The 25,624-nt window shown below is 71.4% G+C and carries 26 protein-coding genes; 9 read left to right on the forward strand and 17 right to left on the reverse strand.

Going from position 1 to position 25,624, the window contains the following annotated elements; translation table 11 throughout:
• Positions 1-10 precede the first annotated feature (10 nt).
• Positions 11-643: a DUF6230 family protein gene (locus tag ACFYQQ_RS09280; protein ID WP_355779839.1), complete on the reverse strand. Its 633-nt coding sequence runs from the start codon at positions 641-643 to the stop codon at positions 11-13.
• Positions 644-1,264: 621 nt separating this feature from the next.
• Positions 1,265-2,248, reverse strand: coding sequence for a tetratricopeptide repeat protein (locus ACFYQQ_RS09285; protein WP_356169486.1), 984 nt, complete (start codon positions 2,246-2,248; stop codon positions 1,265-1,267).
• 278 nt (positions 2,249-2,526) lie between these two features.
• On the opposite strand from ACFYQQ_RS09285, the gene ACFYQQ_RS09290 reads away from it, so the two are divergent.
• Positions 2,527-3,153 (forward strand): TetR/AcrR family transcriptional regulator, encoded by a 627-nt coding sequence (locus tag ACFYQQ_RS09290; protein WP_355786950.1) that lies wholly within the window; start codon positions 2,527-2,529, stop codon positions 3,151-3,153.
• Between the two features lie 119 nt (positions 3,154-3,272).
• Here the strand turns inward: ACFYQQ_RS09290 and ACFYQQ_RS09295 are convergent, their stop codons facing one another.
• The 4 genes from ACFYQQ_RS09295 to ACFYQQ_RS09310 all read right to left on the reverse strand — a co-directional run bounded on the left by ACFYQQ_RS09295 (position 3,273) and on the right by ACFYQQ_RS09310 (position 7,398).
• The gene (locus ACFYQQ_RS09295) at positions 3,273-4,973 is read right to left on the reverse strand and encodes a methylmalonyl-CoA mutase family protein (RefSeq protein WP_355786953.1); all 1,701 of its coding nucleotides are present in this window, start codon (positions 4,971-4,973) and stop codon (positions 3,273-3,275) included.
• 127 nt (positions 4,974-5,100) lie between these two features.
• On the reverse strand, positions 5,101-5,439 hold the full coding sequence (locus ACFYQQ_RS09300; RefSeq protein ID WP_355786956.1) for a DUF3817 domain-containing protein: 339 nt from the start codon (positions 5,437-5,439) through the stop codon (positions 5,101-5,103).
• A gap of 65 nt (positions 5,440-5,504) precedes the next feature.
• Positions 5,505-6,014: a MarR family transcriptional regulator gene (locus ACFYQQ_RS09305; protein WP_355786960.1), complete on the reverse strand. Its 510-nt coding sequence runs from the start codon at positions 6,012-6,014 to the stop codon at positions 5,505-5,507.
• A gap of 10 nt (positions 6,015-6,024) precedes the next feature.
• Complete coding sequence (locus ACFYQQ_RS09310) at positions 6,025-7,398, reverse strand: MFS transporter (protein ID WP_355786963.1); 1,374 nt, start codon at positions 7,396-7,398, stop codon at positions 6,025-6,027.
• Positions 7,399-7,482: 84 nt separating this feature from the next.
• Between ACFYQQ_RS09310 and ACFYQQ_RS09315 the strand changes: the two genes are divergently transcribed.
• Together ACFYQQ_RS09315 and ACFYQQ_RS09320 are read left to right on the forward strand one after the other, a co-directional pair.
• Positions 7,483-8,466 (forward strand): DUF5937 family protein, encoded by a 984-nt coding sequence (locus ACFYQQ_RS09315; RefSeq protein ID WP_356169477.1) that lies wholly within the window; start codon positions 7,483-7,485, stop codon positions 8,464-8,466.
• Positions 8,467-8,582: 116 nt separating this feature from the next.
• Positions 8,583-9,590: a glycoside hydrolase family 6 protein gene (locus ACFYQQ_RS09320; protein WP_355789171.1), complete on the forward strand. Its 1,008-nt coding sequence runs from the start codon at positions 8,583-8,585 to the stop codon at positions 9,588-9,590.
• Between the two features lie 13 nt (positions 9,591-9,603).
• On the opposite strand, the gene ACFYQQ_RS09325 is transcribed toward ACFYQQ_RS09320, so the two are convergent.
• The 7 genes from ACFYQQ_RS09325 to ACFYQQ_RS09355 all read right to left on the reverse strand — a co-directional run bounded on the left by ACFYQQ_RS09325 (position 9,604) and on the right by ACFYQQ_RS09355 (position 16,504).
• Entirely contained in the window at positions 9,604-11,559 is a 1,956-nt protein-coding gene (locus tag ACFYQQ_RS09325; RefSeq protein ID WP_355789174.1) for a kelch motif-containing protein, read from the reverse strand.
• A 3-nt stretch (positions 11,560-11,562) separates the two neighbouring features.
• The gene (locus ACFYQQ_RS09330; protein WP_355789177.1) at positions 11,563-13,350 is read right to left on the reverse strand and encodes a cellulose synthase catalytic subunit; all 1,788 of its coding nucleotides are present in this window, start codon (positions 13,348-13,350) and stop codon (positions 11,563-11,565) included.
• Between the two features lie 252 nt (positions 13,351-13,602).
• Positions 13,603-14,232, reverse strand: a complete 630-nt coding sequence (locus tag ACFYQQ_RS09335) for a TetR/AcrR family transcriptional regulator (RefSeq protein WP_356169473.1) — start codon at positions 14,230-14,232, stop codon at positions 13,603-13,605.
• Positions 14,229-14,909 (reverse strand): DUF4166 domain-containing protein, encoded by a 681-nt coding sequence (locus tag ACFYQQ_RS09340; RefSeq protein WP_356169471.1) that lies wholly within the window; start codon positions 14,907-14,909, stop codon positions 14,229-14,231. The genes ACFYQQ_RS09335 and ACFYQQ_RS09340 overlap by 4 nt, the downstream gene beginning before the upstream one ends.
• Positions 14,906-15,658, reverse strand: a complete 753-nt coding sequence (locus ACFYQQ_RS09345) for a hypothetical protein (protein ID WP_388904092.1) — start codon at positions 15,656-15,658, stop codon at positions 14,906-14,908. The genes ACFYQQ_RS09340 and ACFYQQ_RS09345 overlap by 4 nt, the downstream gene beginning before the upstream one ends.
• A 208-nt stretch (positions 15,659-15,866) precedes the next feature.
• Positions 15,867-16,160 carry an MTH1187 family thiamine-binding protein gene (locus ACFYQQ_RS09350; RefSeq protein ID WP_355785692.1) on the reverse strand — a complete coding sequence of 98 codons (294 nt, stop codon included), beginning with the start codon at positions 16,158-16,160 and terminating at the stop codon, positions 15,867-15,869.
• Entirely contained in the window at positions 16,157-16,504 is a 348-nt protein-coding gene (locus ACFYQQ_RS09355; protein ID WP_355785695.1) for a DUF3817 domain-containing protein, read from the reverse strand. The genes ACFYQQ_RS09350 and ACFYQQ_RS09355 overlap by 4 nt, the downstream gene beginning before the upstream one ends.
• 201 nt (positions 16,505-16,705) lie before the next feature.
• On the opposite strand from ACFYQQ_RS09355, the gene ACFYQQ_RS09360 reads away from it, so the two are divergent.
• From ACFYQQ_RS09360 to ACFYQQ_RS09375, 4 genes are all read left to right on the forward strand, one after another.
• Positions 16,706-17,338, forward strand: coding sequence for an AIM24 family protein (locus ACFYQQ_RS09360; RefSeq protein WP_355785698.1), 633 nt, complete (start codon positions 16,706-16,708; stop codon positions 17,336-17,338).
• Position 17,339: 1 nt separating this feature from the next.
• Complete coding sequence (locus tag ACFYQQ_RS09365; protein ID WP_355785714.1) at positions 17,340-17,990, forward strand: AIM24 family protein; 651 nt, start codon at positions 17,340-17,342, stop codon at positions 17,988-17,990.
• Positions 17,987-18,784 carry an AIM24 family protein gene (locus tag ACFYQQ_RS09370; protein WP_355785701.1) on the forward strand — a complete coding sequence of 266 codons (798 nt, stop codon included), beginning with the start codon at positions 17,987-17,989 and terminating at the stop codon, positions 18,782-18,784. Before ACFYQQ_RS09365 ends, ACFYQQ_RS09370 begins: the two co-directional genes overlap by 4 nt.
• 92 nt (positions 18,785-18,876) lie before the next feature.
• Positions 18,877-19,353, forward strand: a complete 477-nt coding sequence (locus ACFYQQ_RS09375) for a MarR family transcriptional regulator (protein WP_121406028.1) — start codon at positions 18,877-18,879, stop codon at positions 19,351-19,353.
• Positions 19,354-19,356: 3 nt separating this feature from the next.
• Here the strand turns inward: ACFYQQ_RS09375 and ACFYQQ_RS09380 are convergent, their stop codons facing one another.
• Positions 19,357-20,790, reverse strand: coding sequence for a HAMP domain-containing sensor histidine kinase (locus ACFYQQ_RS09380; protein WP_356169462.1), 1,434 nt, complete (start codon positions 20,788-20,790; stop codon positions 19,357-19,359).
• Complete coding sequence (locus ACFYQQ_RS09385) at positions 20,787-21,449, reverse strand: response regulator transcription factor (protein ID WP_355794075.1); 663 nt, start codon at positions 21,447-21,449, stop codon at positions 20,787-20,789. Before ACFYQQ_RS09385 ends, ACFYQQ_RS09380 begins: the two co-directional genes overlap by 4 nt.
• A gap of 127 nt (positions 21,450-21,576) precedes the next feature.
• Here ACFYQQ_RS09385 and ACFYQQ_RS09390 point away from each other — a divergent pair, with 127 nt between their 5' ends.
• Entirely contained in the window at positions 21,577-22,155 is a 579-nt protein-coding gene (locus ACFYQQ_RS09390; protein WP_355794076.1) for a PepSY domain-containing protein, read from the forward strand.
• A gap of 479 nt (positions 22,156-22,634) precedes the next feature.
• Here ACFYQQ_RS09390 and meaB read toward each other — a convergent pair whose 3' ends face one another.
• Entirely contained in the window at positions 22,635-23,591 is a 957-nt protein-coding gene (gene meaB, locus ACFYQQ_RS09395) for a methylmalonyl Co-A mutase-associated GTPase MeaB (RefSeq protein WP_355792008.1), read from the reverse strand.
• Positions 23,592-23,688: 97 nt separating this feature from the next.
• Positions 23,689-24,891, reverse strand: a complete 1,203-nt coding sequence (locus ACFYQQ_RS09400) for an acetyl-CoA C-acetyltransferase (RefSeq protein WP_355792005.1) — start codon at positions 24,889-24,891, stop codon at positions 23,689-23,691.
• A 148-nt stretch (positions 24,892-25,039) separates the two neighbouring features.
• On the opposite strand from ACFYQQ_RS09400, the gene mce reads away from it, so the two are divergent.
• Positions 25,040-25,480 (forward strand): methylmalonyl-CoA epimerase, encoded by a 441-nt coding sequence (gene mce / locus ACFYQQ_RS09405; protein WP_355792002.1) that lies wholly within the window; start codon positions 25,040-25,042, stop codon positions 25,478-25,480.
• Positions 25,481-25,624: the final 144 nt, after the last annotated feature.

Genomic DNA, 25,624 nt, shown 5'->3' on the forward strand with positions numbered 1-25,624 from the left:
CACGGAGTGCTTAGTAGCACTCCTTGACGCCCTTGGACAGCGACATCTTCAGGCCGCTGAGCTTGAACGTTCCGGCAGTGGTCGCCCACGCCGTCTGCTTCACGTCGGTCAGCGTGGCCGAGTCGGCCTGCTGCGCGAAACCGTAGGGGTTCGCCTGGTCGCCCTTGGCGATACCCGGACCCTTGCTGGCGTCCTTGGCCGCAACACCGATGTCGATGTTGCGGAACGTCGCGTCGGCCTGAAGGTCCTCGACGTCGATGTACAGGTTCTCGGCCTTGACCGGGGTGTCGCCACCACCGGCCTTCAGGATGAGACTCACGGAACCGAGCAGCGGCACGTCCGGGGTGACAACGGACTGACACATGCCCTGGATCGAGGCGGACTTGAACGCCGAGACGGCGACGGGGTGAGCCGTCTTCTTGCCGTCCAGGGTGTAGCCCGCGTCAATGGCTCCGTACTGCGAGAAGCCCGTACCGTCGAGCCGGTCCGCCGTCACCTTGAACGACTGACCGGAAACGCTGAACGACGCGGCGAGAGCGCCCTGCGCGAGGGCGACACCTATCGCTGCCGTGGCGGCCACGCTGGGCACCATCACGACGGCGAACCGCTTCCATCTGGTCCCGCCACGCACCTGGGACTCCATATTTCCTCCTTCTCGGACGTACATCTCCTGGCCCTGACTGCCCCATGACGGCGGCTCAGCCGGGCAGGGATGGGAGAAGTGCTACGTCCTCGGGAAGGAGAGCGCCCGATCTCGACAGCGCGAACTGCGCCCGATTCACCGGCGATCACCCCCGAGCGACAACCACTGGTCGCGCCTGACACACATCACGCACAACCTGCTGGACAGGCTCCGCCGTAGAGCAGAGACCCCCCTGTCCAAGAGCCGGCGCCACTGCCGCCGGCCCTACTCGGTGGGGACCCAGAGAACCCGGTGGCCCGATTGGCTGTCGGGGTACGGAAATGGACCGAGCGTCGCCGATCGTGGTGCATTCTCGCCGCCGACACAAGGGGGTTCGTTACTCGCTAGTAACGGGCGGATAACCGAACAACGACCCGCCGGTCTCGGTCGACGACTCAACGTGGCGTCAAGCGAGGGGGCAAAGTACTTGATTCACGGACGGAATCCGACAGATCAACGCCCCCGATTTACTCCAAGTAACAGCGGCCGCGTTTACCAAGTTTTGGTAAAGCGCGGCCGCGTGGTCACTCAGGAGGCGATCCCTTCACCCGGGCAACACACGTCCGGGCGTTTAGGGACTGGTCAGAACAGGGCGCGCGCCAGCGCCCTGCGCGCCGCGGTCACGCGCGGGTCGTCGGCACCGACGACCTCGAACAGTTCGAGCAACCGGAGCCGCACCGCGTCCCGGTCGTCGCCGGCCGCGCGCCGCACGGCCTCGATGAGGCGCCCGAACGCGTCCTCGACGTGCCCGCCCACCAGGTCCAGGTCGGCGGCGGCGATCTGCGCCGCCACGTCGCCCGGCTTCTCGGCGGCGTCCTTGCGGACCTGCTGCGGGTCCGCGTGCTGCACCCGCTGGAGCAGCTCGGCCTGGGCGAGGCCCAGCTTGGCCTCGCTGTTGGCCGGGTCGTCGCTCAGCACGTTCTTGTAGGCCTGGACGGCACCCGCCAGATCGCCGGCGTCCAGGGCCCGTACGGCGGCTTCGAGGAGGGCGTCGTAGGGGCCGGCCGGGATCTCCGGGGCGACGGCCGGCGCGGCGTCCGGACCGGCGGCGTCCGGGTCGACGGTCAGACCGGTGAGCCCGAAGCGCTGCTCCGCCACCTGGACGAGCTGGTCCAGCGTGCCGCGGATCTGCGCCTCGCCCGCGGCCCCCTGGAAGAGCGGCAGCGCCTGGCCGGCGACCACCGCGAAGACTGCCGGAATCCCCTGGATCCCGAACTGCTGCATCAGCATCTGGTTGGCGTCGACGTCGATCTTGGCGAGGACGAAGCGCCCGTTGTACTCGATCGCCAGCCGCTCCAGGACCGGGCTCAGCTGCTTGCAGGGCTCACACCACTCGGCCCAGAAGTCGATGACGACCGGTACCTCGGTGGAGCGCTGCAGGACGTCGCGCTCGAATCCCGCCTCGTCTACGTCGATGACGAGACTGGCGGGGGACACGGCCCCGCCTCCGCCGCCCTGCCTGGCCGCTTCGGCGCGCGCCTGCTCCGCCTTCGCCTTGGCCTCCTGGGCCGCCTTCACCGCGGCGAGGTCGACGACTCCGCTCATGGACATGTTCCGTGGCTGCATGAGTACATCCTCCCCCTTCCGCGCGCACGTGTGAAAAGCGTGCCCCGAGCCGGGCCTCCGGCATGGTCAAAGCCGGGCCCGTGATGTGCTGTTCGGCGCCGGGTCCCCACCTGGCGCCAGTGGTTGTCGCCCGTGCGGCGCGGCCGCACAAGCTTTCGCTACGAGTCGTAGCGTAACTCCCCCGGGGCGCCGCCGTACGCCATTCCCCGGTGATCTCCCTCACGACTTCCCACAACAGCCGGATATCGTCCCCGGCATGCCCGGATATGGTCGCTGACATGCAGAGTCGCACTCCGGCCCCCCGCACGGGCCGACCACGCAGCGCCGCCGCGGACGCCGCGATCCTGGACGCGACACGCGCGGCGCTGGTCGAACTGGGCTGGTCCAAGCTGACGTTGGGCGACGTCGCGACCCGCGCCGGGGTCGCCAAGACGACGCTCTACCGACGCTGGGCGGGCAAGAACGAACTCGTCGTCGACGCCGTGGCCGTCCTCTTCGACGAGCTGGAACTCCCCGACCGGGGCAGTCTCGCCGCCGACATCGAGGGCGTCGTGCTTCAGTTCGCGGCGATCCTCGGGCGCCCCGAGACGAAGACCGCGCTGATGGCGGTCGTCGCCGAGTCGACCCGCGACGAGCCGCTGCGCGAGCGCATCCGCACGTCGATCGTGGACCGCCAGAAGCGCCTCGTCGTGGAGGGCCGCGCCCGCGCCCAGCAGCGCGGTGAGCTGCCCCCCGAGGAGGACCCGGAGTCCGCCGCCCGCACGGCCGACCTGATCTTCGACGTGGTCGCCGGAGCGGTGGTGCACCGCACGCTCGTCAGCGCGGAGCCCGCGGACGAGGAGTGGGTCCGCAGCTTCACCCGCGTACTCCTGCTGGGCCTGACAGGCGCGGCGACGGAACCCTGAGGGCCCCGGGCGCCGGCCATGTGTCAGCCCGTCCGGCGATTGAGGACGAGCGCGCCGGCGCGATGCGGGGGTCCCCGGGGGCAGCGCCCCCGGGAACTGGCCCCGGCCCCGGCGGAGGCCTAGAACCCGGCCGGCTCCGTGTACACCCCCCACTCGTCCCGCAGCACCCCACAGATCTCCCCGAGCGTCGCCTCGGCCCGAACCGCGTCGAGCATGGGCCCGATCATGTTCGACCCGTCCCGCGCGGCGGAGAGCATCGCGTCCAGCGAACGCCGGACGGCCGCGTCGTCGCGCCCGTCCTTGCGGGACGCCAGCACCCGCACCTGCTCCCGCTCGACCTCGTGGCTGACCCGCAGGATCTCCAGGTCGCCGGTGACGGAGCCGTGGTGCACGTTGACGCCGACGACCCGCTTGTCGCCCTTCTCCAGGGACTGCTGGTACTGGAAGGCGGACTCGGCGATCTCGCCGGTGAACCAGCCGTCCTCGATGCCCCGCAGGATGCCGGACGTGATCGGCCCGATCGGGTGCCGCCCGTCGGGGTGCGCCCGCAGCCCGCGCTCCCTGATCTGCTCGAAGATCTTCTCCGCCTCGGCCTCGATGCGGTCGGTGAGCTGCTCGACGTACCAGGAACCGCCCAGCGGGTCCGCGACGTTGGCGACGCCGGTCTCCTCCATCAGCACCTGCTGGGTGCGCAGGGCGATCTCGGCGGCCTGCTCGGAGGGCAGCGCGAGGGTCTCGTCCAGGGCGTTGGTGTGCAGGGAGTTGGTGCCGCCGAGCACGGCGGCGAGCGCCTCCACCGCCGTCCGGACCACGTTGTTGTACGGCTGCTGCGCGGTGAGCGAGACACCGGCGGTCTGCGTGTGGAAGCGCAGCCACTGGGCCTTCTCGGAGGTGGCGCCGTAGACGTCGCGCATCCAGCGGGCCCAGATCCGGCGCGCGGCGCGGAACTTGGCGATCTCCTCGAAGAAGTCGACGTGCGCGTCGAAGAAGAAGGAGAGTCCGGGCGCGAACACGTCCACGTCCAGCCCGCGGCTCAGCCCCAGTTCGACGTACCCGAAGCCGTCGGCGAGCGTGTACGCCAGCTCCTGGGCGGCCGTGGAACCGGCCTCCCGGATGTGGTAGCCGGAGACGGACAGGGGCTTGTACGCGGGGATCTTCGCCGCGCAGTGCTCCATCAGGTCGCCGATGAGGCGAAGGTGCGGCTCGGGCTGGAAGAGCCACTCCTTCTGCGCGATGTACTCCTTGAAGATGTCCGTCTGGAGGGTGCCGTTCAGCACGGACGGGTCGACGCCCTGACGCTCGGCGGCGACCAGGTACATGCAGAAGACCGGGACGGCCGGTCCGCTGATCGTCATCGACGTCGTGACGTCACCCAGCGGGATGTCCTTGAACAGGACCTCCATGTCGGCCGCCGAGTCGATGGCCACGCCGCAGTGCCCGACCTCGCCCAGCGAGCGGGGGTCGTCGGAGTCGCGTCCCATCAGCGTCGGCATGTCGAAGGCCACGGACAGGCCGCCGCCGCCGTTGGCGAGGATCTTCTTGTAGCGCTCGTTGGTCTGCTCGGCGTTCCCGAACCCGGCGAACTGCCGGATGGTCCACGTCCGCCCCCGGTAGCCGGTCGCGTAGAGCCCGCGGGTGAACGGGTACTCCCCCGGCCAGCCGATCCGGTCGAAGCCCTCGTAGGTGTCCCCGGGCCGCGGCCCGTACACCGGCTCCACGGAATCGCCGGAGAGCGTGGTGAAATCGGCCTCGCGCTTGCGCGAAGCGTCGTACCGGGCCTGCCAGCGACGGCGGCCCTCCTCGATGGCGTCAGCGTCCATACCCTCGAATTTACTAGGACGTCCTAGTAAATGTCGATGGCTCACCGCCGTACACGCCGTACGGCGGTCCCGTCGGCCCGGCCGGACCCCGCCACGGGGGCCCTGCGACCGGGCTCGGGGAAGCGTTTCAGGCCTTGGCGACGGCGGGCGCGTCGTCCGCGATCCGCGCCTCGAGCTCCCTGCTGACCTTGCGCTCCACGAAGAAGGCGGCCGTCGGGATCGTGCCCGCCGCGAGCACCCACAGCTGCTTGCCGACCGGCCACTTCGCCTTGGAGCCCAGGTCGAAGGCGAAGAGGAGGTAGACGACGTAGAGCCAGCCGTGCGCGATGCCGACCACCTTGGTGAAGTCCTCGGCGCCGTCCATGTGCAGGAGGTACTTGGCGATCACACCGAGGGTCAGCAGGACCAACAGCACGCCGGTGACGTAGGCCATGACGCGGTAGCGGGTCAGCACGCTCTTTTTCATGCGTACGAGCGTAACCGCCGGTCGGGGGCGATCTTCGCGGGCCCCCGCGGCCGTACGCGGGCCCCTCAGTCCTCGTCGAAGTCGTGGGCCGCGATGCGCAGCGGGCGGAGCATCGCGAAGATCTCCGCGCACTCCTCGGCGTCGTACGCGCCGAGGCCGAAGTCCATCGCCATCAGGTCGCGGGTGGCCGCGTCGACCACCTCGCGCCCCTTGTCCGTGATGGAGGCGAGGGTGCCGCGCCCGTCGTTGGGGTTGGGGCGCTTGTCGACCAGGCCTGACCTGACCAGCCGGTCCACGGTGTTGGTGACCGACGTCGGGTGCACCATGAGCCGCTCACCGATCTTGGACATCGGCAGCTCGCCCTCCTTGGAGAAGGTGAGCAGCACCAGTGCCTCGTACCGCGCGAAGGTCAGCCCGTACGGCTTGACGACCGCGTCGACCTCGGCGAGCAGGATCTGGTGCGCGCGCATGATCGAGGTGATCGCCGCCATGGACGGCACGGCACCCCAGCGGCGCTTCCAGAGTTCGTCGGCGCGGGCGATGGGATCGAAGGCGAGACTGAGGGGCTTCGGCACGGCAAAGACCCTACCGGCCGGTCATATCGTGGTCAGCCCCGTCTCGCGTTTCGGTCTCCGCCGCCGTTTCGGCCGGATTTTCCCCCGGTACGAGGCTCCCGCGGGCCGGACTCTCACGCGGCCGGGAGGTCTCCGCGTGCTCCGCTCCGGCCTCCGTCCGCCGGGCCTCCGCGGCGAGCAGTACGCAGCACGCCGTGCCCAGCACCCCCGCGCCCGCGACCGTGGCGGTCACCCCGGCGAACTCGGCGGCGACGCCCGCCAGCGCCATCCCGGCCCCCTGGAGGGTCATCAGCCCGGCGGTGTTCAGGACCATCGCCCGCCCGCGCAGCTCCTCCGGCACCGCCCGCACGAACCACTGGTCGAGCCCGAGGGTGTACGCCGATCCGGCGCCGGCGAGGACGAGCAGGGCCAGGGACAAGGCGAGCCCGGGGCGCAGGGCGAAGCCGAGGTAGGGCAGCAGGGTCAGGCAGACCAGCGGCAGGGTGATCCGGCCGCGGGTCGCCGGACGCAGCCGTGACCCGGCGTACAGCTCCCCGAGGACGGTGCCGACGGGCAGGGCGCACATCAGCAGCCCGAGCCCGGCAGGGCCGGCGCCGAGTCCGTCGGCGTAGGGGGCGGCCAGCGCCTCGGGGACGACGACGAACATCGGCGGCACCCAGAACAGCAGGAGCAGCACCCGGGTGCGCCGGTCGGCGAGCACCTGCCGGGCGCCGCGCAGGGAGTCCTTCACCAGTGCCGCCCCGGTGCCCGCCCGGGCCGGGCGGCGGACGGTGCCGAGGCGCAGCAGCGCGGCCGAGACGAGGAAGGTGCACACGGTGACGAGGAGCGCCCCGCGCGGCGCCACGACGCTCAGCAGCAGCCCGCCGAGCCCGAACCCCGCGAGCAGCGCGCTCTGCGAGACGATCCGCAGCAGTGAACGGCCGAGGACGAACAGGTCGCCGTCGCCGAGGACGTCCGCCAGGGTGGCCGTCCGCGCGCCCTGGGAGACCGGCGAGACGACGGCGAGCGCGCAGCGCATCGCGAGCAGCACGGCGATGTGCGCCCCGGGGACCGCCATGACGGCCACGCAGCCCGCGCACACGAGGTCGCACACGACCAGGACCCGCCGGGCGGGGAACCGGTCGGCGATCCCGGCGAGCAGGGTCCCGCCGATCAGGTAGGGGAGGAAGCCCAGCGCGAAGGTCAGGGCGCTCAGCAGGGGCGAGCCGGTGAGGTCGTAGACGAGGACCGACAGGGAGATCTCGCTGACGACGAGGCCGAGCAGCGAGAAGGCGTGGGCGGCGAAGACGGCACGGAACTCGCGTACGGCGAAGACGCGCAGGTATCCGGTGGCGGGTTCGGGCGGGGCGGGCACGGTCGACGTGCCCTCGGACTCGTTCGGCATGGACAGCAGCGTGCCGGGAGGGTCGTGGCCCGCCGTAGAGTTTCGGCGTCAGCCGAATCTTCCGTGGGCGCCGCAGGGGGTGTGATGCCGTTCCGTCTGTACTTCGGCGAGGACGACCTGTTGCGCTGCCGGTTCGCGGTGTCCGCGCTGTGGGAGACGCAGGAGGCGGTCCGTACGCTCCACCGGCCCGAGCGGCACGGCTATCACGCGCCCTGGCTGCGCCGGATCCACGCGGCGGCGGCCGGTCTCGATCTCGCGCCGCTGCGGCTGCTCATGCCCCGGCGCGGGCACAACCCGGACTGGCTCGGCCCGCCGCCGATCGGTCCGGCCGCGACCTTCGAGGAGGAGATCGCCGCGGTCCGCGCCGCCGACCCGCAGGCCGCCCTCGACGACACGGCGCGGGCGCTGGCGGACACCCCGGGGGCCCTGGACTCCCCCCGTGGCCGCGCCCTCCTGGCGGATCCGGTCCGCATGATCGAGGAGCTGGCCGATCTCCTGGAGGCGGCCTGGCGCGCGCTGGTGGAGCCGGACTGGCCGCGGCTGCGGGCGCTGCTGGAGGCGGATGTGGCGTTCCACTCGCGCCGGCTGGCCGAGGTGGGCCTCGGCGGGCTGCTGCCGGAGCTGGACCGGCGGTTCGCGTGGAGCGCGGGGACGCTGACCGTGGACGCGCGGAGTTCGCACGAGCGGGAGCTGCGCGGCCTGGGCCTGGTCCTGATGCCGAGCGTCTTCTCCTGGCCCGACGTGGTGAGCGGCTTCGACCCGCCCTGGCAGCCCACCCTGGTCTATCCGGCCCGGGGGATCGGCGGGCTGTGGGCCGAACCGGGCGGGCACGCCCCCGACGCGCTGGTACGGCTGCTCGGGCGCGGGCGGGCCGCGGTGCTCGGCGCGCTGGACGAACCCGCCGGCACGACGACCCTGGCCCACCGCCTCGGGCTCGCGCCGTCGTCGGTGTCCGGCCATCTCTCGGCGCTGCGCGGAGCGGGGCTGCTCACCTCGCGCCGGTACGGACACCAGGTGCTCTACGAGCGGACACCGCTCGGCATGGCGCTGGCGTCGGGCGGGGTCTGAGGCGGCCGTACGGCACGCCGCCGGTGCCGTAGTCATGTCGGTTCCCCTCCGACGGTGACCGTTATGTCACGATTGCTGACGAATCATCACAAAGTCACTTCGCCCAAGGGGGCAGGATGTCCCGGCTGATCCGTACCTTCGCGGTCCTCGCGACGCTCGGGCTCGCGGCGGGCTGCTCGTCCGCGCCCGACGCCGACCGGGCCTCCGTCGCCCGGGGCGCGTCCCGGGACGGGGACTCCGTCGCACGGTCCCCGTTCTGGGTCGACCCCGCGAGCCCGGCCGCCCAGCAGATCCAGCTGTGGCGGCGGGAGGGCCGCACGCACGACGCCGACCTGCTGAAGCGGATCGCCCGGCAGCCGGCCGCGCTGTGGCCGGCCGGCGACGACCCGGGCGCCGTGATCAGGGCCGCCACGTCGGCGGCGACGCGGGAAGGGCGTACGGCGCTGTTCGTCGCCTACAACATCCCGCACCGCGACTGCGGTCAGCACTCGGCGGGCGGGGCGCCGGACGCGGACGCCTACCGGCAGTGGATCGGGCGGTTCGCGGAGGCGCTCGGCGACAGCAAGGCGCTCGTCGTCCTGGAGCCGGACGCGGTCGCGCACGTCGTGGACGGCTGCACGCCCGCCGAGTACCACGCCGAGCGCGAGCAGCTGCTGTCGGAGGCGATCGTCCGCCTCAAGCAGCAGCCGGGCACCAAGGTGTACCTGGACTCCGGCAACCCCGCCTGGATCGACGACCCCTCCCGGCTGGTCGAGCCGCTCCGGCGGGCGGGCGTCGAGCACGCCGACGGCTTCTCGCTGAACGTCTCCAACTTCCAGACGGACGGCACCACGAAGGAGTACGGCGTCCGGCTCTCCAAGAGCCTCGGCGGCAAGCACTTCGTGATCGACACCAGCCGCAACGGCAACGGCCCGCTGCGCGGCGACCGCGGCGACGCCTGGTGCAACCCGCCCGGCCGGGCCCTCGGCACCAGTCCGACGACCGACACCTCGGAGCCCGCCCTCGACGCCTATCTGTGGATCAAGCGGCCCGGCGAGTCGGACGGGCAGTGCCGGGGCGGACCGGCGGCCGGCCAGTGGTGGCCCGACTACGCCCTGGGGCTGGCGCGCAACTCCGGGGCGTAGCCGGTCCGTCGGGCTACGGCACCTGGATCCACTTCGCCTCGGACGGGGTGCCGTCCGCGTCCGTCACGAACAGCATGTACCAGCCGGGCGGCACCAGGCTCGGGTCCTTCGGCACCTGCACGGTCACCGACGACCGGTCCTTGTCGACCTTCAGGTCGATGGAGCGCTGCTCGACGTCCGTCGTGTGGGTGACCGCGCTGGGACGCATCAGCCGGGCCTTGGCGACGCGTTCCGGGTGGTCGGTGGCGAAGGTCGCGCGGTGCTGCCGGTCGAGTTCCTCGGGCCCGTCGCCGAGCACCGGACGGTTCTTGCCGTTCTTGTGCAGGGCCGGCGGGGTGAAGACCTCCATGCGCTGCTCGAAGTGGCCCAGCTTGGTGTTCTGCTGGTCGTCGAAGAGCGGGTCGGAGCCGAAGGTGGCGACCCGGCCGTCGGGCAGCAGCAGCGCCTCGGAGTGGTAGTTGCGTCCCACCCGGGGTGCTGCGGCGGCGCGGAAGGTGTTGGACTTCGGGTCGTAGAACTGCGCCTTGTGGATGTTGCTGGCGCTGCGGCCCCGGTAGTCCTTCGCCCCGTTCGTGGTGAACACCGAGTCGTCCGGCATGATCACGCTGTTCAGGTAACGGGTGCCCTGCGGCAGGTCCGGCCCGTCCTCGAAGACGGGGTTGTCCTTCTTGAGGTCGACCACCGCCGTGCGGGGCGTCGACTTCCTGGACTCGCCGACGCCTCCCCCGCCGAGGATCATCACCTTCTGGTCCTGGGCCGGCGGCAGGAGCAGCGAGGCGGACGTCTCGGTGGCGTCCGCGTCCCGCAGCCCCGGCACCTTCCGGAAGGTGTTGGACTCCAGGTCCCACAGGCCCGCCTCACGGCCCTTGTCCGCGGGGCCGTACCCGGCGTTGGACGCCGGGTAGAACAGCTTGCCGCCCTTGGTGAGGAAGAGGGCGGGGTACGTCGGGAAGTACCGCTTGGGGCCGGGCGTCCACTGCTTGGTCTCGGGGTCGTAGATCTCGTTGTCGCCCGGGTCGATCACCCCGACGTCGTCGAGACCGGAGACGGCCAGCACCCGGCCGTCGTCGAGGCCGACGAGCGTCGGGTACCAGCGGGCCTTGGCCATCGGGTCGACGGGGATGTACTTCTCCGCCTTGGGGTCGAACTCGTAGGCCGCCCTGATCCCCTGGAAGTCCTGCTTGTCCAGGGTGATCTTCTCGGAGATCCCGTACGTGTTGGCCCCGTCCTTGCCCTTCAGCCCGACGATCTCGTACTGGGCCTGCTTGTCCGTCACGGACAGCGGGCCCTTCTCGGTGGCCTCCACGAAGACGCGGGCCTCGCTCGCGGTGACCTTGGTCTTCCAGGGCTGCATGACGCCCGCCCGGTTGTACGTGATCTCCTGCGTGCGCTTGGCCCGCGGGATCGTCACCTCGAACTTGCTGACGTACTCGACGCCGGCCGGTGAGCGGAAACGGGTCCCCTTCTTCAGGACCATCGCCTTGTCGGGGTCCTCGTTCTTCACCCGCATCCCGCCGCCGGCCCGCTCCACCTCGCCGTCGAGCCGTTCGTAGCGGGCGGTGCCGCCGGCCACCAGCAGCCTGCCGTCCGGGAGCTGGGCGTGCCCGGAGCAGAAGAAGTCGTCGGGGGTCGGGATCTTCTTGAAGGTGTTCTTCCGCGGATCCCACAGGACGGTGTCGAAGGAGCCCTTGTCGAACTTCTTGATCTCGTTGCCCGAGCCCGCCACGATCAGCACCTTGCCGGTGTGCAGCAGGGCGGCGTGGATGGCGTTGGTACGGAACTCCTTGGGGATGTCCAGCTGCGACCAGGAGCCGTACCGGGCCTTGTAGGCGGGCTGGGCGATCTTGTACTCGTAGTACTGCTCCTCGGCGAAGCCGAGCGCGGCCGGGGCGTTGAGCCCGGCGAGCACGGCGATGCCGCCGATGCTCAGCACGGTCTTCTTGGTCTTCTTCGAGGGCCGGTAGGCCATGGCCTAGTTGCCTCCTGTCGTGGAACCGGAGACCGGGGTCGGGGTGCCGCCGGTGGCGAGCGCGGGCTCCTTGGCTTCGGGGATCCGGGCCGCGGCCGGCCGAGGCAGCGCACCGGCCCTGCGGTCCTTGAGCTGGGTGGTGAGCCACACCCCGACGGGCGCCAGGGAGATCCCCATGGCGAGGACGGCCCAGGTGCGCATGGCCGCGTGGGTGTGGCCGAAGACGAACGACACGAGCAGCGAGAACGCGAGGAGCGCCGCCCAGGAGAGATGGATGCGGAAGGTCGCCAGCCGGTCGGGGCTGGCGCCGCCGCCCTTGGGGGTGACCACGAACCGGCTGGGGGTGCGCTTGAGTGCGGCGCTCAGCGACTTGAGGTAGATCGGCGCCGAGAGCGCCGACATCGCCATCCCGGCGAGACCGCCGGAGCCCTCCGGTTCGTGCGGGGAGACGTTGTGCCGCCGGTTCCACAGGTACAGCCCGATCTGCAGCGCCGCCGCGTCGCTGTAGAGCATCAGCCAGACGGACGCCGCGACCTGGGTGCCCGAGGCGCCGAACCACAGGAACAGGACGCAGCTGAGGATGCCCAGGAGCCAGTTGACGGCCGTCATCGGGTAGTAGACGAGCATCATCGTGTACGAGAACAGGCGGCCGGGAGGCATCGTGAACGGCGCCTTCCAGTACTGCTTGAACAGGGTCTCGTAGGTGCCGCGGGACCAGCGCAGCTGCTGGGTGAAGAAGTCGGTCCAGGACGCGGGGCCCTCGCCGACGGCGAGCACGTCGGGGGTGTAGACCGAGCGCCAGTGGCCGCCCGTCAACGGGTTGCGGTGGCGGTGCAGCTCGAAGCCGGTCGCCATGTCCTCGGTGATGGAGTCGTACAGGCCGCCGATCTGGCGGAGCGCGGCGATCCGCACGACGTTGTTGGTGCCGACGAACATGGGTGCGCGGTAGCGGTTCCCGGCGCGCTGGATGAGCGCGTGGAAGAGGAACTGCTGCGACTCGGCGGCCTTGGTGACGGGGCTGTCGTAGTTGCCGTAGACCTGCGGTCCGACGACGAACGCGACGTCCGGGTCGCGGAAGTACCCCATCATCCGCTCCAGGAAGCCGGGCAGCGGGACGTGGTCGGTGTCCACGGAGGCGAAGAACTCGTATTCGCCGCCGTGCATCGCGATCCACGCGTTGTAGTTGCCGTGCTTGGTGCGGGCCTTGTGGACGCCCTTCTCCCGGTTCCACTCGGGGACGCCGAGCCGGGTGAAGTGCCGTACGCCGAGCTCGGCGCACAGGGCCTTGGCCTGCTCGTCGTCGCCCTCGTCGAGGAGCCAGACGTCGAGGGGGCCGGTGTGGGTGACCCTGACGGCGCCTTCGAGGGTGGCGCGGACCATCGAGAGGGGTTCCTTGCCGGGCACGTACGTGGTGAGGAACGCGACGCGGGTACCGGGCTGCGGGACGACGGGGATTGGGTCGCGGGCGACCATCGTGGCGTGGGCGATGGAGGCGACGTTGACGACCATGAACAGCTCGATCAGGCCGATCGATATGAGCATGGTGACGTCGAGTCCGATGAGCCAGCGGGCACCGCCCTCGCGCTCGACCCAGTGGGTGGGCCACACCAGGTAGACGAGGAGCAGGCAGGTGAGGAGGGGCGCCAGCGTCATCAGGAGGACGGCTCGTATTCGACGCGGCTCTCGCGAGAGGAGCTTTGTGTACTGCACCCGGTAGGCCGAGGCGGGCGGCTGCGTGAGCGGTCCCGCCAGTCGGCTGTAGGTGTCGTAGTCGTAGCCCTCGGGCCGCACAGCGCCCTCCAGTGATTGAAACGGGGTGATCGAACGAGCCGATACCCCCACACAAGTGGAGTTTCTGTGACGTGTCGAACTGGACGGGTCAGACGGAGTACGGGAGCCGCACCGGCCGGCGTCACGGCCGCGGGCACGTCCACGGGAGGCGCGGAGCCAGGCCGGCGGGCCCGCCCCCGGCGTCGGCCGCGGGGCGGGCGGGGGCGCGCTAGGGCGGCGCCGGGCAGCGGCGCCGCCTCGGGCGGGCGGAGCTCAGGGGCGGGACCGGCGCAGGTGGTGGCGGACCGCGCGCTGGGCCACCGGGCCCAGGGACTCGACCGCCGAGAGCAGGACGGCGAGCTGGTCCAGCGCGGCGAGGGCCACTCCGGCCCCCTCCGGGTCGACGCCCTCGTACAGCTCGATCCCGACGAAGGACGCGGCGACCGCCCGCGCCAGGCCCGCCGGGTCGGTGAACTCCCCGAACGGTGTGCCGGCCAGGACCCGGGTGAGGACCTGCTCGATCTCCGTGATCCACAGGTCGAGGCCGGCCGCGGTGGCCGGCGCGATCCGGGGATGCGTCTGCGCTCCGGCGAGCAGCTGCCCGAGGACGGCGACATGTCCGCCGGCGCGTTCCTCCACGTGCATCTCCCGCCCGAAGGCGAGGAGTTCGGACAGGGACGAGATGCCGGCGAGGCGTTCGCGGTGGCGGGCGACCCGCTGCTCGGCGCCGTACCGGCAGGCGGCCGCGAGCAGTTCGTCGACCGTGCCGAAGTGGTAGAAGACCAGCGCCTGGTTGACCCCGGCCGTCGCGGCGATCGTGCGGGCGGAGGTCTTGGCGATGCCCTGCTCCGTGAGCGTCCGCAGCGCGCCCTCCAGGAGTTTGGCCCGGGTCGCCTCGCTCACGCGCGGGCCTCCTCGCGCACGGGACGCAGCCCGGCCCGTACGCCGCTGGTGCGGACGTCGGCGTACGTGGCCCGGAAGGAGCCCTCGTACCCGAACAGCGGGCCGAAGCGGCGGTTCACGACCCGCACCCGGATGCGGAAGCGGCCGGTGGTGTCGTCGAAGGACTCGCGCACCTCGGCCTGTCCGCCGAGGAGTTCGGGGACCCGCAGGTCCACCGGGCCCTCACGGAAGCGGTGTTCCCCGGAGCGGATGAGCAGAGAGCCGTCGGCCTCGGCGCTGAAGTGGAGTTCGCTGGCGAGGTGTTGGTGGGTGCCGAGGTAGTCGAGGACGCGGTCGCCCCGGGGGCCGAGCACCATCTGGGCGTCGAAGCGCCGGGGGCCGCCGGGCAGGTCGAAGGTGCGCACGAACGTCACCGTCTCACGGCCGAACCCGTCGGTGTACGGCACGTTCTCGATGGTGAAGGGGACGTCGCGGCCGGCGCGCGGGACCAGGATGTGGCGGGTGCCGCCGAGGGCGAGGAACGGCTTCACGAAACCGCGGCCGTGCCAGATCCGGTCCATGACGCCGTGGCCCGTGCACGCCTCGCCGGACGTGAGGCCGACGGAGAAGCGGCGGCGCAACTGCGGGTGCAGCCGGTCGAAGTCGGCGCCCATGACGGTACGGAAGATCGAGGTCACGACGGCTGCTCCAGGGTGGCGAGAAGGCGGGGGGCGCGGGTGCGGGCCGGCGGTGTGCGCAGGCAGCGGCGGGCGGCCGGGGTGCCGGGCAGGGGTGCAGCCAGCAGGGCGAGGGCGACGGCGACCAGGCACAGCAGCGGGCAGAGGTAGGCCGCCGCGGGCGACAGCGGGCCGAACGGGCCGGTGCGCGGGGCGAGTCCGAGGCCCGCGCACCCGGCCGTGGCGAGCAGGGCCCGCGCCAGCAGCTCGGCCGCCCAGTTCCGCCGCGCCCGCTCCGGGGTGATGCCCCGCTCCACCCAGAGGCGCAGCCGGTCGAAGGACCAGGCGGTGGCCCAGCCCATCAGCGGCCGGAAGAGGAGACGGTCGGCCAGAGCGCCGGGGCGGCCCCAGCGCGGGCGGTAGTCGTACCCGGTGAGGAAGCGGACCCCGTCGCCGTCGGGCACGTAGCGCCAGTAGCCGCTGCCCTCGGCGAGCGGGGAGAGCGGGTGCGGTGAGGCGAACCGCAGCGCGGAGGTGCGGGTGCCGTCCGGGCGTTCCCGTTCGCCGGCCGAGACGCCGGTGCCGGAGACGGTCAGCAGCGGCAGCACGCGCGTGGCGTACCGGAAGTGCCGCGGTGCGCCGGGCGCGTGCGGGAGCGGGGCGATCTCGGTGAACCTCAGGTCCCAGCGCTGGTGCCGGCCGGGGTCCTGCGTGCGCTCCCACACCGTGTCGAGCGGCCCCCGGATGCGCGCCTCCACGTAGATCCCCATCACGAACCCCCCAGCTCGGCCTGCCGATTGAGCGACTGCTCAAATCAACTGGACGGGATCGTAGCGTCGTTTGAGCGATCGCTCAAACCCCTTGGCACGCGAAGAGGCGCCCCCGGGACGGACACCGTTCCCGAGCAGGCGCCCCTGTGCGGCGGCACGGAAAAACCCCGGTCCGCCGGACCGGGGTTCACGTGGAGCTGTTCGGTGGCTACGCCGACAGGTGGCGTTCCACCGTCGCCACCTTGGACGTCAGGCCGTCGGTGACGGAGGGCCTGATGTCGGCCTTCAGGACGAGGGAGACCCGGGGCGCCCGCCGCTCCACGGCGGCGACCGCACGTTTCACCACGTCCATGACCTCGTCCCACTCCCCCTCGATCGAGGTGAACATGGCGTCGGTGCGGTTCGGCAGGCCCGACTCGCGGACCACCCGGACCGCGTCGGCGACGTACTCGCCCACGTCCTCGCCGACTCCCAGCGGCGTCACGGAGAAGGCGACGATCATGACGCCTTCACGACTCCCTCGCGGCGGGCGCGGGACGCGATGACCGCGTCTTCGGCCTCGCGCCGCAGCTTGCGCTCGGCGAAGAACCCGCCGGTGGGCAGCACGGAGAGCACGAAGTAGAGGGCGGCGGTCCCCAGCGGCCACTTCGTGCGGTTCCAGGCGTCGGCCCAGAAGATCACGTACAGGATGAACAGGACACCGTGGATCGCGCCCATGACGGGCACCGCGTTGAAGTCCGTGGTGCGCTTGAGTACCGAGCAGACCAGCAGCAGGAGGAAGGACACGGCCTCGGGCGCCGAGACCAGGCGCAGGCGGCGGAGGGCGGTGGCGGTCTTAAGGTCCACGGGTCACCTTCGGGGGATTCGCTGTCGGCGGGCAGGGGCGCTTTGTGAACGCGCGCACAAGCGTTCCTTCATTGTGGCATCCGGGCCGGAGCGCCCCGGTCCGGGGGTGACGGCCCTCCCCGTCAGGGTGCGCTCGGGGTCGTTCTCCACCCTGAGGCCCTGTCGGCGGCCACCTCCGGCGGCTACCTTCACACCGTGGCGATGTTCCGACTCCAAGGCAGCAAGGTGCTGGCCGTAGACATGACCGGCGACGCCGTGAAGGCGAAGAACGGCTCGATGGTCGCGTACGACGGGCAGATGGCCTTCAAGAAGCTCAGCGGCGGCGGTGAGGGGATACGGGGGATGGTGACCCGGCGTCTCACCGGCGAGCAGATGATCATGATGGAGGTGAAAGGGCAGGGGACCTGCTATTTCGCCGACCGGGCCTCCGAGATCAATCTCGTGAACCTCCAGGGGGACAAGCTGTACGTCGAGTCCAGCAACCTGCTCGCGACGGACGCCGGCCTGCGGACGGGCACGTCCTTCACCGGCCTGCGCGGCGCCTCCCAGGGCAACGGCCTGTTCACGACGACCGTGGAGGGCCACGGCCAGGCGGCGATCATGTCCGACGGCCCCGCGGTGGTCCTGCGGGTCAGTGCCCAGTACCCGCTGACCGTCGACCCGGGCGCGTACATCGCGCACCAGGGCAACGTGCGGCAGTCCTTCCAGTCCGGTGTGACGTTCCGCACGTTCATGGGCGAGGGCGGCGGCGAGGCCTTCCAGATCCGCTTCGAGGGCGACGGCCTGGTCTACGTCCAGCCCAGCGAGCGCAACACGATCGCGGGGGATGTGTGACATGCCCTTCCGCGAGATCAACTCGAAGATGATCGAGGCGACGGTCCTGCCGGGCCAGCGGCTGTTCAGTCAGCGCGGCGCGATGCTCGCCTACAAGGGCGAGGTCTCCTTCACGCCCAACATGCAGGGCGGCCAGGGCGGGGTGATGTCCATGATCGGCCGCCGCCTGGCGAACGAGGCCACCCCCCTGATGACCGTCGAGGGCTCCGGCACCGTGTTCTTCGGGCACGGCGGCCACCACATCGAGGTCATCACCCTCACCGGCGACACCCTGTACGTGGAGGCCGACCGGCTGCTCGCCTTCGACGGCACGCTGGAGCAGGGCACGATGTTCATGGGCTCGCAGGGCGGGGTCATGGGCATGGTGCGCGGCCAGGTGACGGGCCAGGGCCTGTTCACCACGACCCTGAAGGGCCACGGCGCGGTCGCGGTCATGGCGCACGGCGGTGTGGTCCAGGTCCCGATCACCCCGCAGCGCCCGGTCCACGTCGACCCGCAGGCGTACGTGGCGCACCACGGCGACGTGCGCAACAAGCTGTCGACGGCGCTCGGCTGGCGGGACATGGTGGGCCGCGGCTCGGGCGAGGCGTTCCAGCTGGAGCTGAGCGGCAGCGGTGCGGTGTACGTCCAGGCCTCGGAGGAGAAGCTGTGAGCGCGTACGGGGCCCAGGGCCCGGTGATCTTCGACCCGGCGACCCTGCCGGTCGACGACAACGTGAACAAGTACACCTTCTGCGTGGAGCTCAAGGGGAGCCAGTGGTTCCTGCAGAAGGGCAAGATGATCGCCTACTACGGCTCGATGGAGTTCAACGGCATCGGGCACGGCCGGCTGGACCGTCTGGTGCGTACGTCGTTCCATTCGCCTCTGCACGCGAGCGACTGGGTGGTGGCCGAGGGCTCGGGCAAGATGCTCCTCGCTGACCGGGCCTTCGACGTGAATTCGTACGACCTCGAAGAGGGCAACCTGACCATTCGCTCGGGCAACCTGCTCGCTTTTCAGCCAAGTCTCGCGCTGAAGCAGTCGATCGTCCCGGGCTTCCTGACGCTCATCGGAACGGGCAAGTTCGTGGCCGCGTCGAACGGCCCCGTGGTGTTCATGGAACCGCCGATCCGGGTGGACCCGCAGGCGCTCGTCGGATGGGCCGACTGCCCCTCCCCCTGCCACCACTACGACCACGGCTACATGACAGGTGTCATGGGCGGTCTACGTGCGATGACGGGCATCGGCGGGGCCTCCGGCGAGGAGCACCAGTTCGAGTTCGTGGGGGCGGGTACGGTGCTGCTCCAGTCGTCCGAGGCACTGATGGCCGAGCAGGCCACCGGAGCGGTCCCGCAGCAGGCCGGCGTACCGGGCGGCGGCGGGGTACCGGGTCAGCCCGGAGGGCAAGCCGGCGCACCGCGTCTTCCCGGACAGCTGGGGGACCTCCAGCGTCGCTTCGGGCTGTGAGCGGTAGTCTGCGGAGTGTGACGTCGAACGCGTGCGCGTAGTCACACCGCCCTCACTAGTTCGCCTTTCAACCTTTTAGGTAGACTTCATTCATGGAGACCGAGACGGCCACGCGCTGGCTGACCGATGCGGAGCAGTGCGCCTGGCGCACCCACCTGGAGGTCAACAGGCTGTTGACGTATCAGCTCGAGAAGGACTTGCAGCCGTTCGGACTGACGATGAACGACTACGAGATCCTGGTGAATCTCTCCGAGTCGGAGGACGTCCGGATGCGGATGAGCGACCTCGCGTCCGCCACCCTCCAGTCCAAGAGCCGCCTCTCGCACCAGATCACCCGCATGGAGAACGCGAACCTGGTACGTCGTGAGAACTGCGAATCCGACCGACGAGGACTGTACGCGGTCCTCACCGACCACGGCCTGGAGACGATGCGGAAGGTCGCCCCGCACCATGTGGCGTCCGTCCGCCGGCACTTCATCGACCTGCTCTCCCCGGAGGCCCTGAACGACCTCCACAAGTCGCTGACCCCGATCGCGGAGCAGCTGCGGGGCCAGCGGGGCCGTCCCTGACCGTCACCCGACCCCGGCGCCCCGTGCCGACCGGCCCACGGGCAGCCTGAGTTCGAAGAGCGCCCCACCTCCGGGCGCCTCGCGGACGGTGAGCGTGCCGCCGTGCCGCAGCGCGACGTCGCGGGCGATGGCGAGGCCCAGACCGGCCCCGCCGTCGTCGCGGCTGCGGGCGTCGTCGAGCCGTACGAACCGCTCGAAGATCCGCTCCCGCTCCGCCACCGGCACGCCCGCGCCGTCGTCCGCGACCCCGAGCACGGCCCGGGCGCCCTCCCGGCGCAGGGTGACCGCGACCCGGGCGCGCGCGTGCCGGCCCGCGTTGTCCAGCAGGTTGGCCAGCAGCCGCGCCAGCTGCCCCCGGGAGCCGGTCACCTCGACCGCCTCGGCGTCCGCCGTGACCCCCGTGCGCCCGGCCGCCTCCTCCCGCACGAGCGCGCCCAGGTCGAACCGGGCGTCCCCGGGCCCCTCCCCCGCGTCCAGCCGCGCCAGCAGCAGCAGATCGGCGGCGAGCCGCTGCAGCCGTACGGTGTCCTCGACCGCGCCCGCGACGTCCAGCAGCCCGGGATGGGCCGCGCCCACCTCCAGCTGGGTCCGCAACGAGGCGATGGGGCTGCGCAGTTCGTGCGAGGCGTCCGCGACGAACCGCCGCTGCCGCTCCACGGACGCCTCCAGGGCGGCCAGCGTCTCGTTGGTGGTCCGGGCGAGCCGGGCGACCTCGTCGTGCGTGGCGGGCACCGGCACCCGGCGCGCAAGGTCCTCCGAGGCCGTGATCGCGGCCATCTCCGTCCGGATGCCCTCCACCGGGCGCAGCGCCCGCCGGGTGACCAGCCAGGTCACACCGGAGACCACGGCCAGCAGCAGCGGGAACCCGATCAGCATCACGGTCAGCGCGGTGCCCACGGCGCTCTGTTCGGCCGACAGCGGCGAACCGGCGTACACGGTGAGGTCGCCCTTGTCCTCGACGCTCACCTCCACGGCCGCGAAGCGGTAGTCGGCGCCGTCCCCGTCGATCGTGGCGGACCCCTCGCTGTACTCCACCTCGTCGCCGATCTCGCCCGGTTCCGGCGAGTCGTCGTCCCCGCGGTCCTCGCCGCCGTGGTCGTCGCGCCCGGCCGCCGCCGGGGACACGGGCCGCACGGTGTCGACGCCGGTGCCGCTGATCCGCTCCAGGTGCTCGCTCACGGCGACCAGCCGCCCGGACCCGTCCACCACCTGCACCGGCTGGTCGTCGTCCAGCGACAGCTCGTCGTAGGGGGTCCCGCCGGCCAGGTCGGCGGCCACCTCCCGCGCGGTGCGCTCGGCCTGCGTACCGGCCTGCACGATCAGGTTGGACCGCAGCGAGAGCAGTACGGCGGTCCCGGCGGCGACCAGCGCGATCGCGACGACGACGGTGGCGCCGAGGGTGGCCTTGGCGCGGACGGAGCCGAAGAGGCGCCTCATCGGGCGTCCAGCCGGTACCCGGCGCCGCGCACGGTCCTGATCAGCTCGGCCCCCAGCTTGCGGCGCAGCGTGCTCACGTACACCTCGACGATGTTCGGGTCCCCGTCGTACGCGAAGTCCCAGACGTGCTCCATGATGTCGGCCTTGGAGACCACCTCGCCGGCCCGCACGACGAGCTGCTCCAGCACGGAGAACTCCTTGGTGGTGAGGGCGATCTCGTCCTCGCGGAGGAACACGCGCCGGGCCGCCGCGTCCAGCCTGAGGTCGCCGACCACCCGCACCGGCGAGGCCCCGGACGTGCCGCGCCGGCGCAGCAGGGCCTTCACCCGCGCCACCAGCACCACATACGAGAACGGTTTCGTCAGGTAGTCGTCGGCGCCCGTGTCGAGGCCCTCCGCCTCGTCGTACTCGCCGTCCTTGGCGGTGAGCATCAGGATCGGCACGTCGTGGCCGGCGGCGCGCAGAGCGGCGCAGACGCGGTAGCCGTTCATGCCGGGCAGCATGATGTCGAGGATCACCAGGTCGTACGTCCCCTCACCCGCCTGGTGGAGGCCCTCCCGCCCGTCGTGGACGACGTCCACGGCGAAGCCCTCGGCGGTCAGTCCCCTCGCGAGCGACAGGGCCAGCCGCTTCTCGTCCTCCACGATCAACAGGCGCATGCGCCCAGCGTCGCAAACCGAAGCTGAAGAGGGCTTCAGGCGGCTTCAGGCCGGGTTCAGGTCCGCCGGGCAGATTGATCCCGTCGAAACACGGCGTCACAGTCCACACACACCGGGAGGAACCCCCATGAAGCGCAACCTCGTCATCGCCACCGTCGCCGCCGCGACCCTCGTCGCGGGCGGCTCCGCCACGGCCCTCGCGGTCTCGGGCGACGACGACACGCGGCGGTCGAGCGTACGGGACGCGGACGACGACCGGAACGACGACGCCCGCGACAGCGAGGACGCCGCCGCGACCTCCGCGAAGGTGAGCGCCGCCGAGGCCGTCGACGCGGCTCTGGCCCGTACGCCGGGTACCGCCGTCGGCGTGGACCTCGACGACGACGGGGGCCCCGTGGCGTGGGAGGTCGACATGCTGGCCGGGAGCGGCGCCTGGCACAGCGTCCGGATCGACCCCGGCACCGGCAAGGTCCTCGGCTCCGGGGCCGAGGACGAGGACGACGCCGCCGAGGTCCGGGTCGCGCTGAAGGGCGGCTCCACGTCCGCGGCGGAGGCGGCTCGGGCCGCCGCCGCGAAGGGGACGGTCACGTCGGTCGAGCTCGACGAGGACGCGGGTGCGTGGGAGGCGGAGACCCGCACCGACGGCAAGCCCCAGGACTGGCAGATCTCCCTGACCAACACCCAGGTAACCCCGGACGCCAGCTGACACGCCCTCAACATCTTTGAGGGAGGGCCCACTTAGCCCGCACGACCGCCTAGGTGGGCCCACTCCCCCCTCGCTCTCATCGGCACCCGGTGCCGCAGCTGGGTGGGGGTGGGTCGGCGAGCCCGGCGCTTACGGGGAGCCGCCTGCGCCCACCCGTGCCGCCCCGAGCGGCACGCATGCCCGCAGCGGGAGCGGGCGGACGGCCGCACCCGGCCAGGGGTGGGCGTCGCCCAGCGGCCCGCACCGGAGCCACCGCGCCCGCGCCCCCGCAGCTCAGCCCCCACGGCCCGCAGTCGCCCTGCGACCGAAGGGGCCGCGCCGGTACATCAAATGGCCGTCGAGACGGGGACGTACCCGACCGAGGAACGCTGGTAACGGGGGCCGGCAACGACTACCGACGGCCGGATGTACCGGCACGGCCCCGACCCACCCACCGGACCAAAGGCGCCAGGCGCCCACCGGGCCGGACGCCACACACCTCAGCCCCGCGTAAGCCCCGCCACCAGTTCGTCCGCCGCTCCGTACGGGTCCAGCTCGCCCGACACGATCCGCTCCGCCAGCGCGCTCAGGCGGCGGTCGCCGTGCAGGTCGCCGATCCGCTCCCGCAGCGCGGTGACCGCGATCGTCTCGACCTCGCGAGAGGCCCGCGCCAGCCGCCGCTCGGCCAGCACCCCGCGCTCCTCCATCCACGCCCGGTGCTTCTCCAGGGCCTCGACGACCTCGTCGATGCCCTCCCCGCGCGCCGCGACCGTCTTCACGATCGGCGGCCGCCAGTCCCCCGGCCCCCGGGACTCCCCGAGCCCGAGCATGTGGTTCAGCTCGCGGGCCGTCGCGTCGGCCCCGTCCCGGTCGGCCTTGTTCACGACGTACACGTCACCGATCTCCAGGATCCCGGCCTTGGCCGCCTGGATCCCGTCCCCCATGCCGGGGGCGAGCAGCACCACGGACGTGTCGGCCTGCGAGGCGATCTCCACCTCGGACTGCCCGACGCCGACGGTCTCGACCAGGACGACGTCGCAGCCCGCCGCGTCCAGGACACGGATCGCCTGGGGTGCCGCCCAGGCGAGCCCGCCCAGGTGCCCGCGGGTGGCCATCGAGCGGATGTACACCCCCGGGTCCGACGCGTGCTCGGACATCCGCACCCGGTCCCCGAGCAGCGCACCACCCGAGAACGGCGACGACGGGTCGACGGCGAGCACCCCGACCCGCCGGCCCAGCCGCCGGTAGGCGGTCACGAGCGCCGACGTGGACGTCGACTTACCGACACCCGGCGACCCGGTCAGCCCGACGACGTAGGCGTTCCCGGCGAGCGGAGCCAACGCCGCCATGACCTCGCGGAGCTGCTCGGACGCCCCCTCCACCAGGGAGATCAGCCGGGCCACGGCCCGCGGCCGTCCTTCCCTGGCCTGGGCCACCAGTGAGGAGACGTCCTGCATCACAGCTCCGTTCAGTCGAGTCGTACGAAAGGGGCGAACAGCGGTCCGACGGGACGAGCACCCGGGATCACCCCGCCGGCGGGACGAACCCCCGGTGTCAGGCCTTGGGTACCCGCACGATCAGCGCGTCACCCTGCCCACCGCCACCGCACAGCGCCGCCGCGCCCACGCCACCACCGCGCCGCTTGAGCTCCAGCGCGAGGTGGAGGACGAGCCGCGCACCGGACATCCCGATCGGGTGACCCAGCGCGATCGCACCACCGTTGACGTTCACCTTGTCCGAGGTCACGCCGAGGTCCTTCATCGACTGCACGGCGACCGCGGCGAACGCCTCGTTGATCTCGATCAGGTCAAGATCCGCGACGTCCAGGCCGTCCTTCTTGAGGGCGTGCTGGATGGCGTTGGACGGCTGCGACTGCAACGAGTTGTCCGGCCCGGCCACGTTCCCGTGCGCGCCGATCTCGGCGATCCACTCCAGACCCAGCTCCTGCGCCTTGGCCTTGCTCATCACGACCACGGCGGCGGCGCCGTCCGAGATCTGCGAGGAGGTGCCGGCGGTGATGGTGCCGTCCTTGGTGAAGGCGGGCCGCAGCTTGCCGAGCGACTCGGCGGTGGTGTCGCCGCGGATGCCCTCGTCCTGGCTGAAGACGACGGGCTCGCCCTTGCGCTGCGGGATCTCGACCGGCGTGATCTCCGCCTCGAAGATCCCGTTCTTCTGGGCGGCGGCGGCCCGCTGGTGGGACAGCGCCGCGATCTCGTCCTGCTCGGGACGGGCGATGCCGAGACGGGTGTTGTGCTTCTCCGTCGACTCGCCCATGGCGATGTTCTCGAAGGCGTCCGTCAGCCCGTCGTACGCCATGGCGTCGAGCATCTGGATCGCACCGTACTTGTAGCCCTCACGGGACTTCGGGAGCAGGTGCGGGGCGTTCGTCATGGACTCCTGGCCGCCGGCGACCACCACGTCGAATTCGCCGGCGCGAATGAGCTGGTCGGCGAGCGCGATGGCGTCGAGGCCCGACAGACACACCTTGTTGATGGTGAGCGCCGGCACGCTCATCGGGATGCCGGCCTTGACCGCGGCCTGCCGTGCCGGGATCTGCCCCGCCCCGGCCTGCAGAACCTGGCCCATGATGACGTACTGCACCTGGTCGCCGCCGATGCCCGCACGGTCGAGGGCGGCCTTGATCGCGAATCCTCCGAGGTCGGCTCCGGAGAAGGACTTCAGCGAGCCGAGCAACCGTCCCATCGGGGTGCGGGCACCCGCGACGATCACGGAGGTCGTGCTGTTCGTTCCAGACATGAGGTGCGATCCCCTTACCGGCTTGCACAGCCGAGGAGTGAACGAGGGTTTACTGAGAATGTACTGAGCGGTACGCCACCCGTCATCCGGCCCGCGGTGTGATCGCGCGCACGTTGCGTAACCACGCCAGGAGCGCTGCACTGACTCCATGCTGACGCGAATCGACCACATCGGGATCGCCTGTTTCGACCTCGACAGGACTGTCGAGTTCTACCGGGCGACGTACGGCTTCGAGGTGTTCCACTCCGAGGTCAACGAGGAGCAGGGCGTCCGCGAGGCCATGCTCAAGATCAACGAGACGTCCGACGGCGGCGCCTCCTACCTCCAGCTGCTCGAACCCACCCGCGAGGACTCCGCCGTGGGGAAGTGGCTGGCCAAGAACGGCGAGGGGGTCCACCACATCGCCTTCGGCACCGCGGACGTCGACGGCGACGCGGCCGACATCAAGGACAAGGGCGTACGAGTCCTCTACGACGAGCCCCGCATCGGGTCCATGGGCTCCCGGATCACCTTCCTCCACCCCAAGGATTGTCATGGCGTGCTGACAGAACTGGTCACTTCGGCGGCTGTTGAGTCACCTGAGCACTGACCTCCGTATATCTGGGCCGGTAGGGTTAGGAACGGCCGCCGCCTCATCGGGGCGGCCCGGGGCCTGTCGTTGGACCGGCCCCGGGTTCTGTCTGCGACAGGACCAGGGCCGGGGTCCAGGTTTCGGGGGGCGAGCGTCGGGGCA

This window comes from Streptomyces sp. NPDC005496, from assembly GCF_042872045.1.
Classification (GTDB): Bacteria; Actinomycetota; Actinomycetes; order Streptomycetales; family Streptomycetaceae; genus Streptomyces.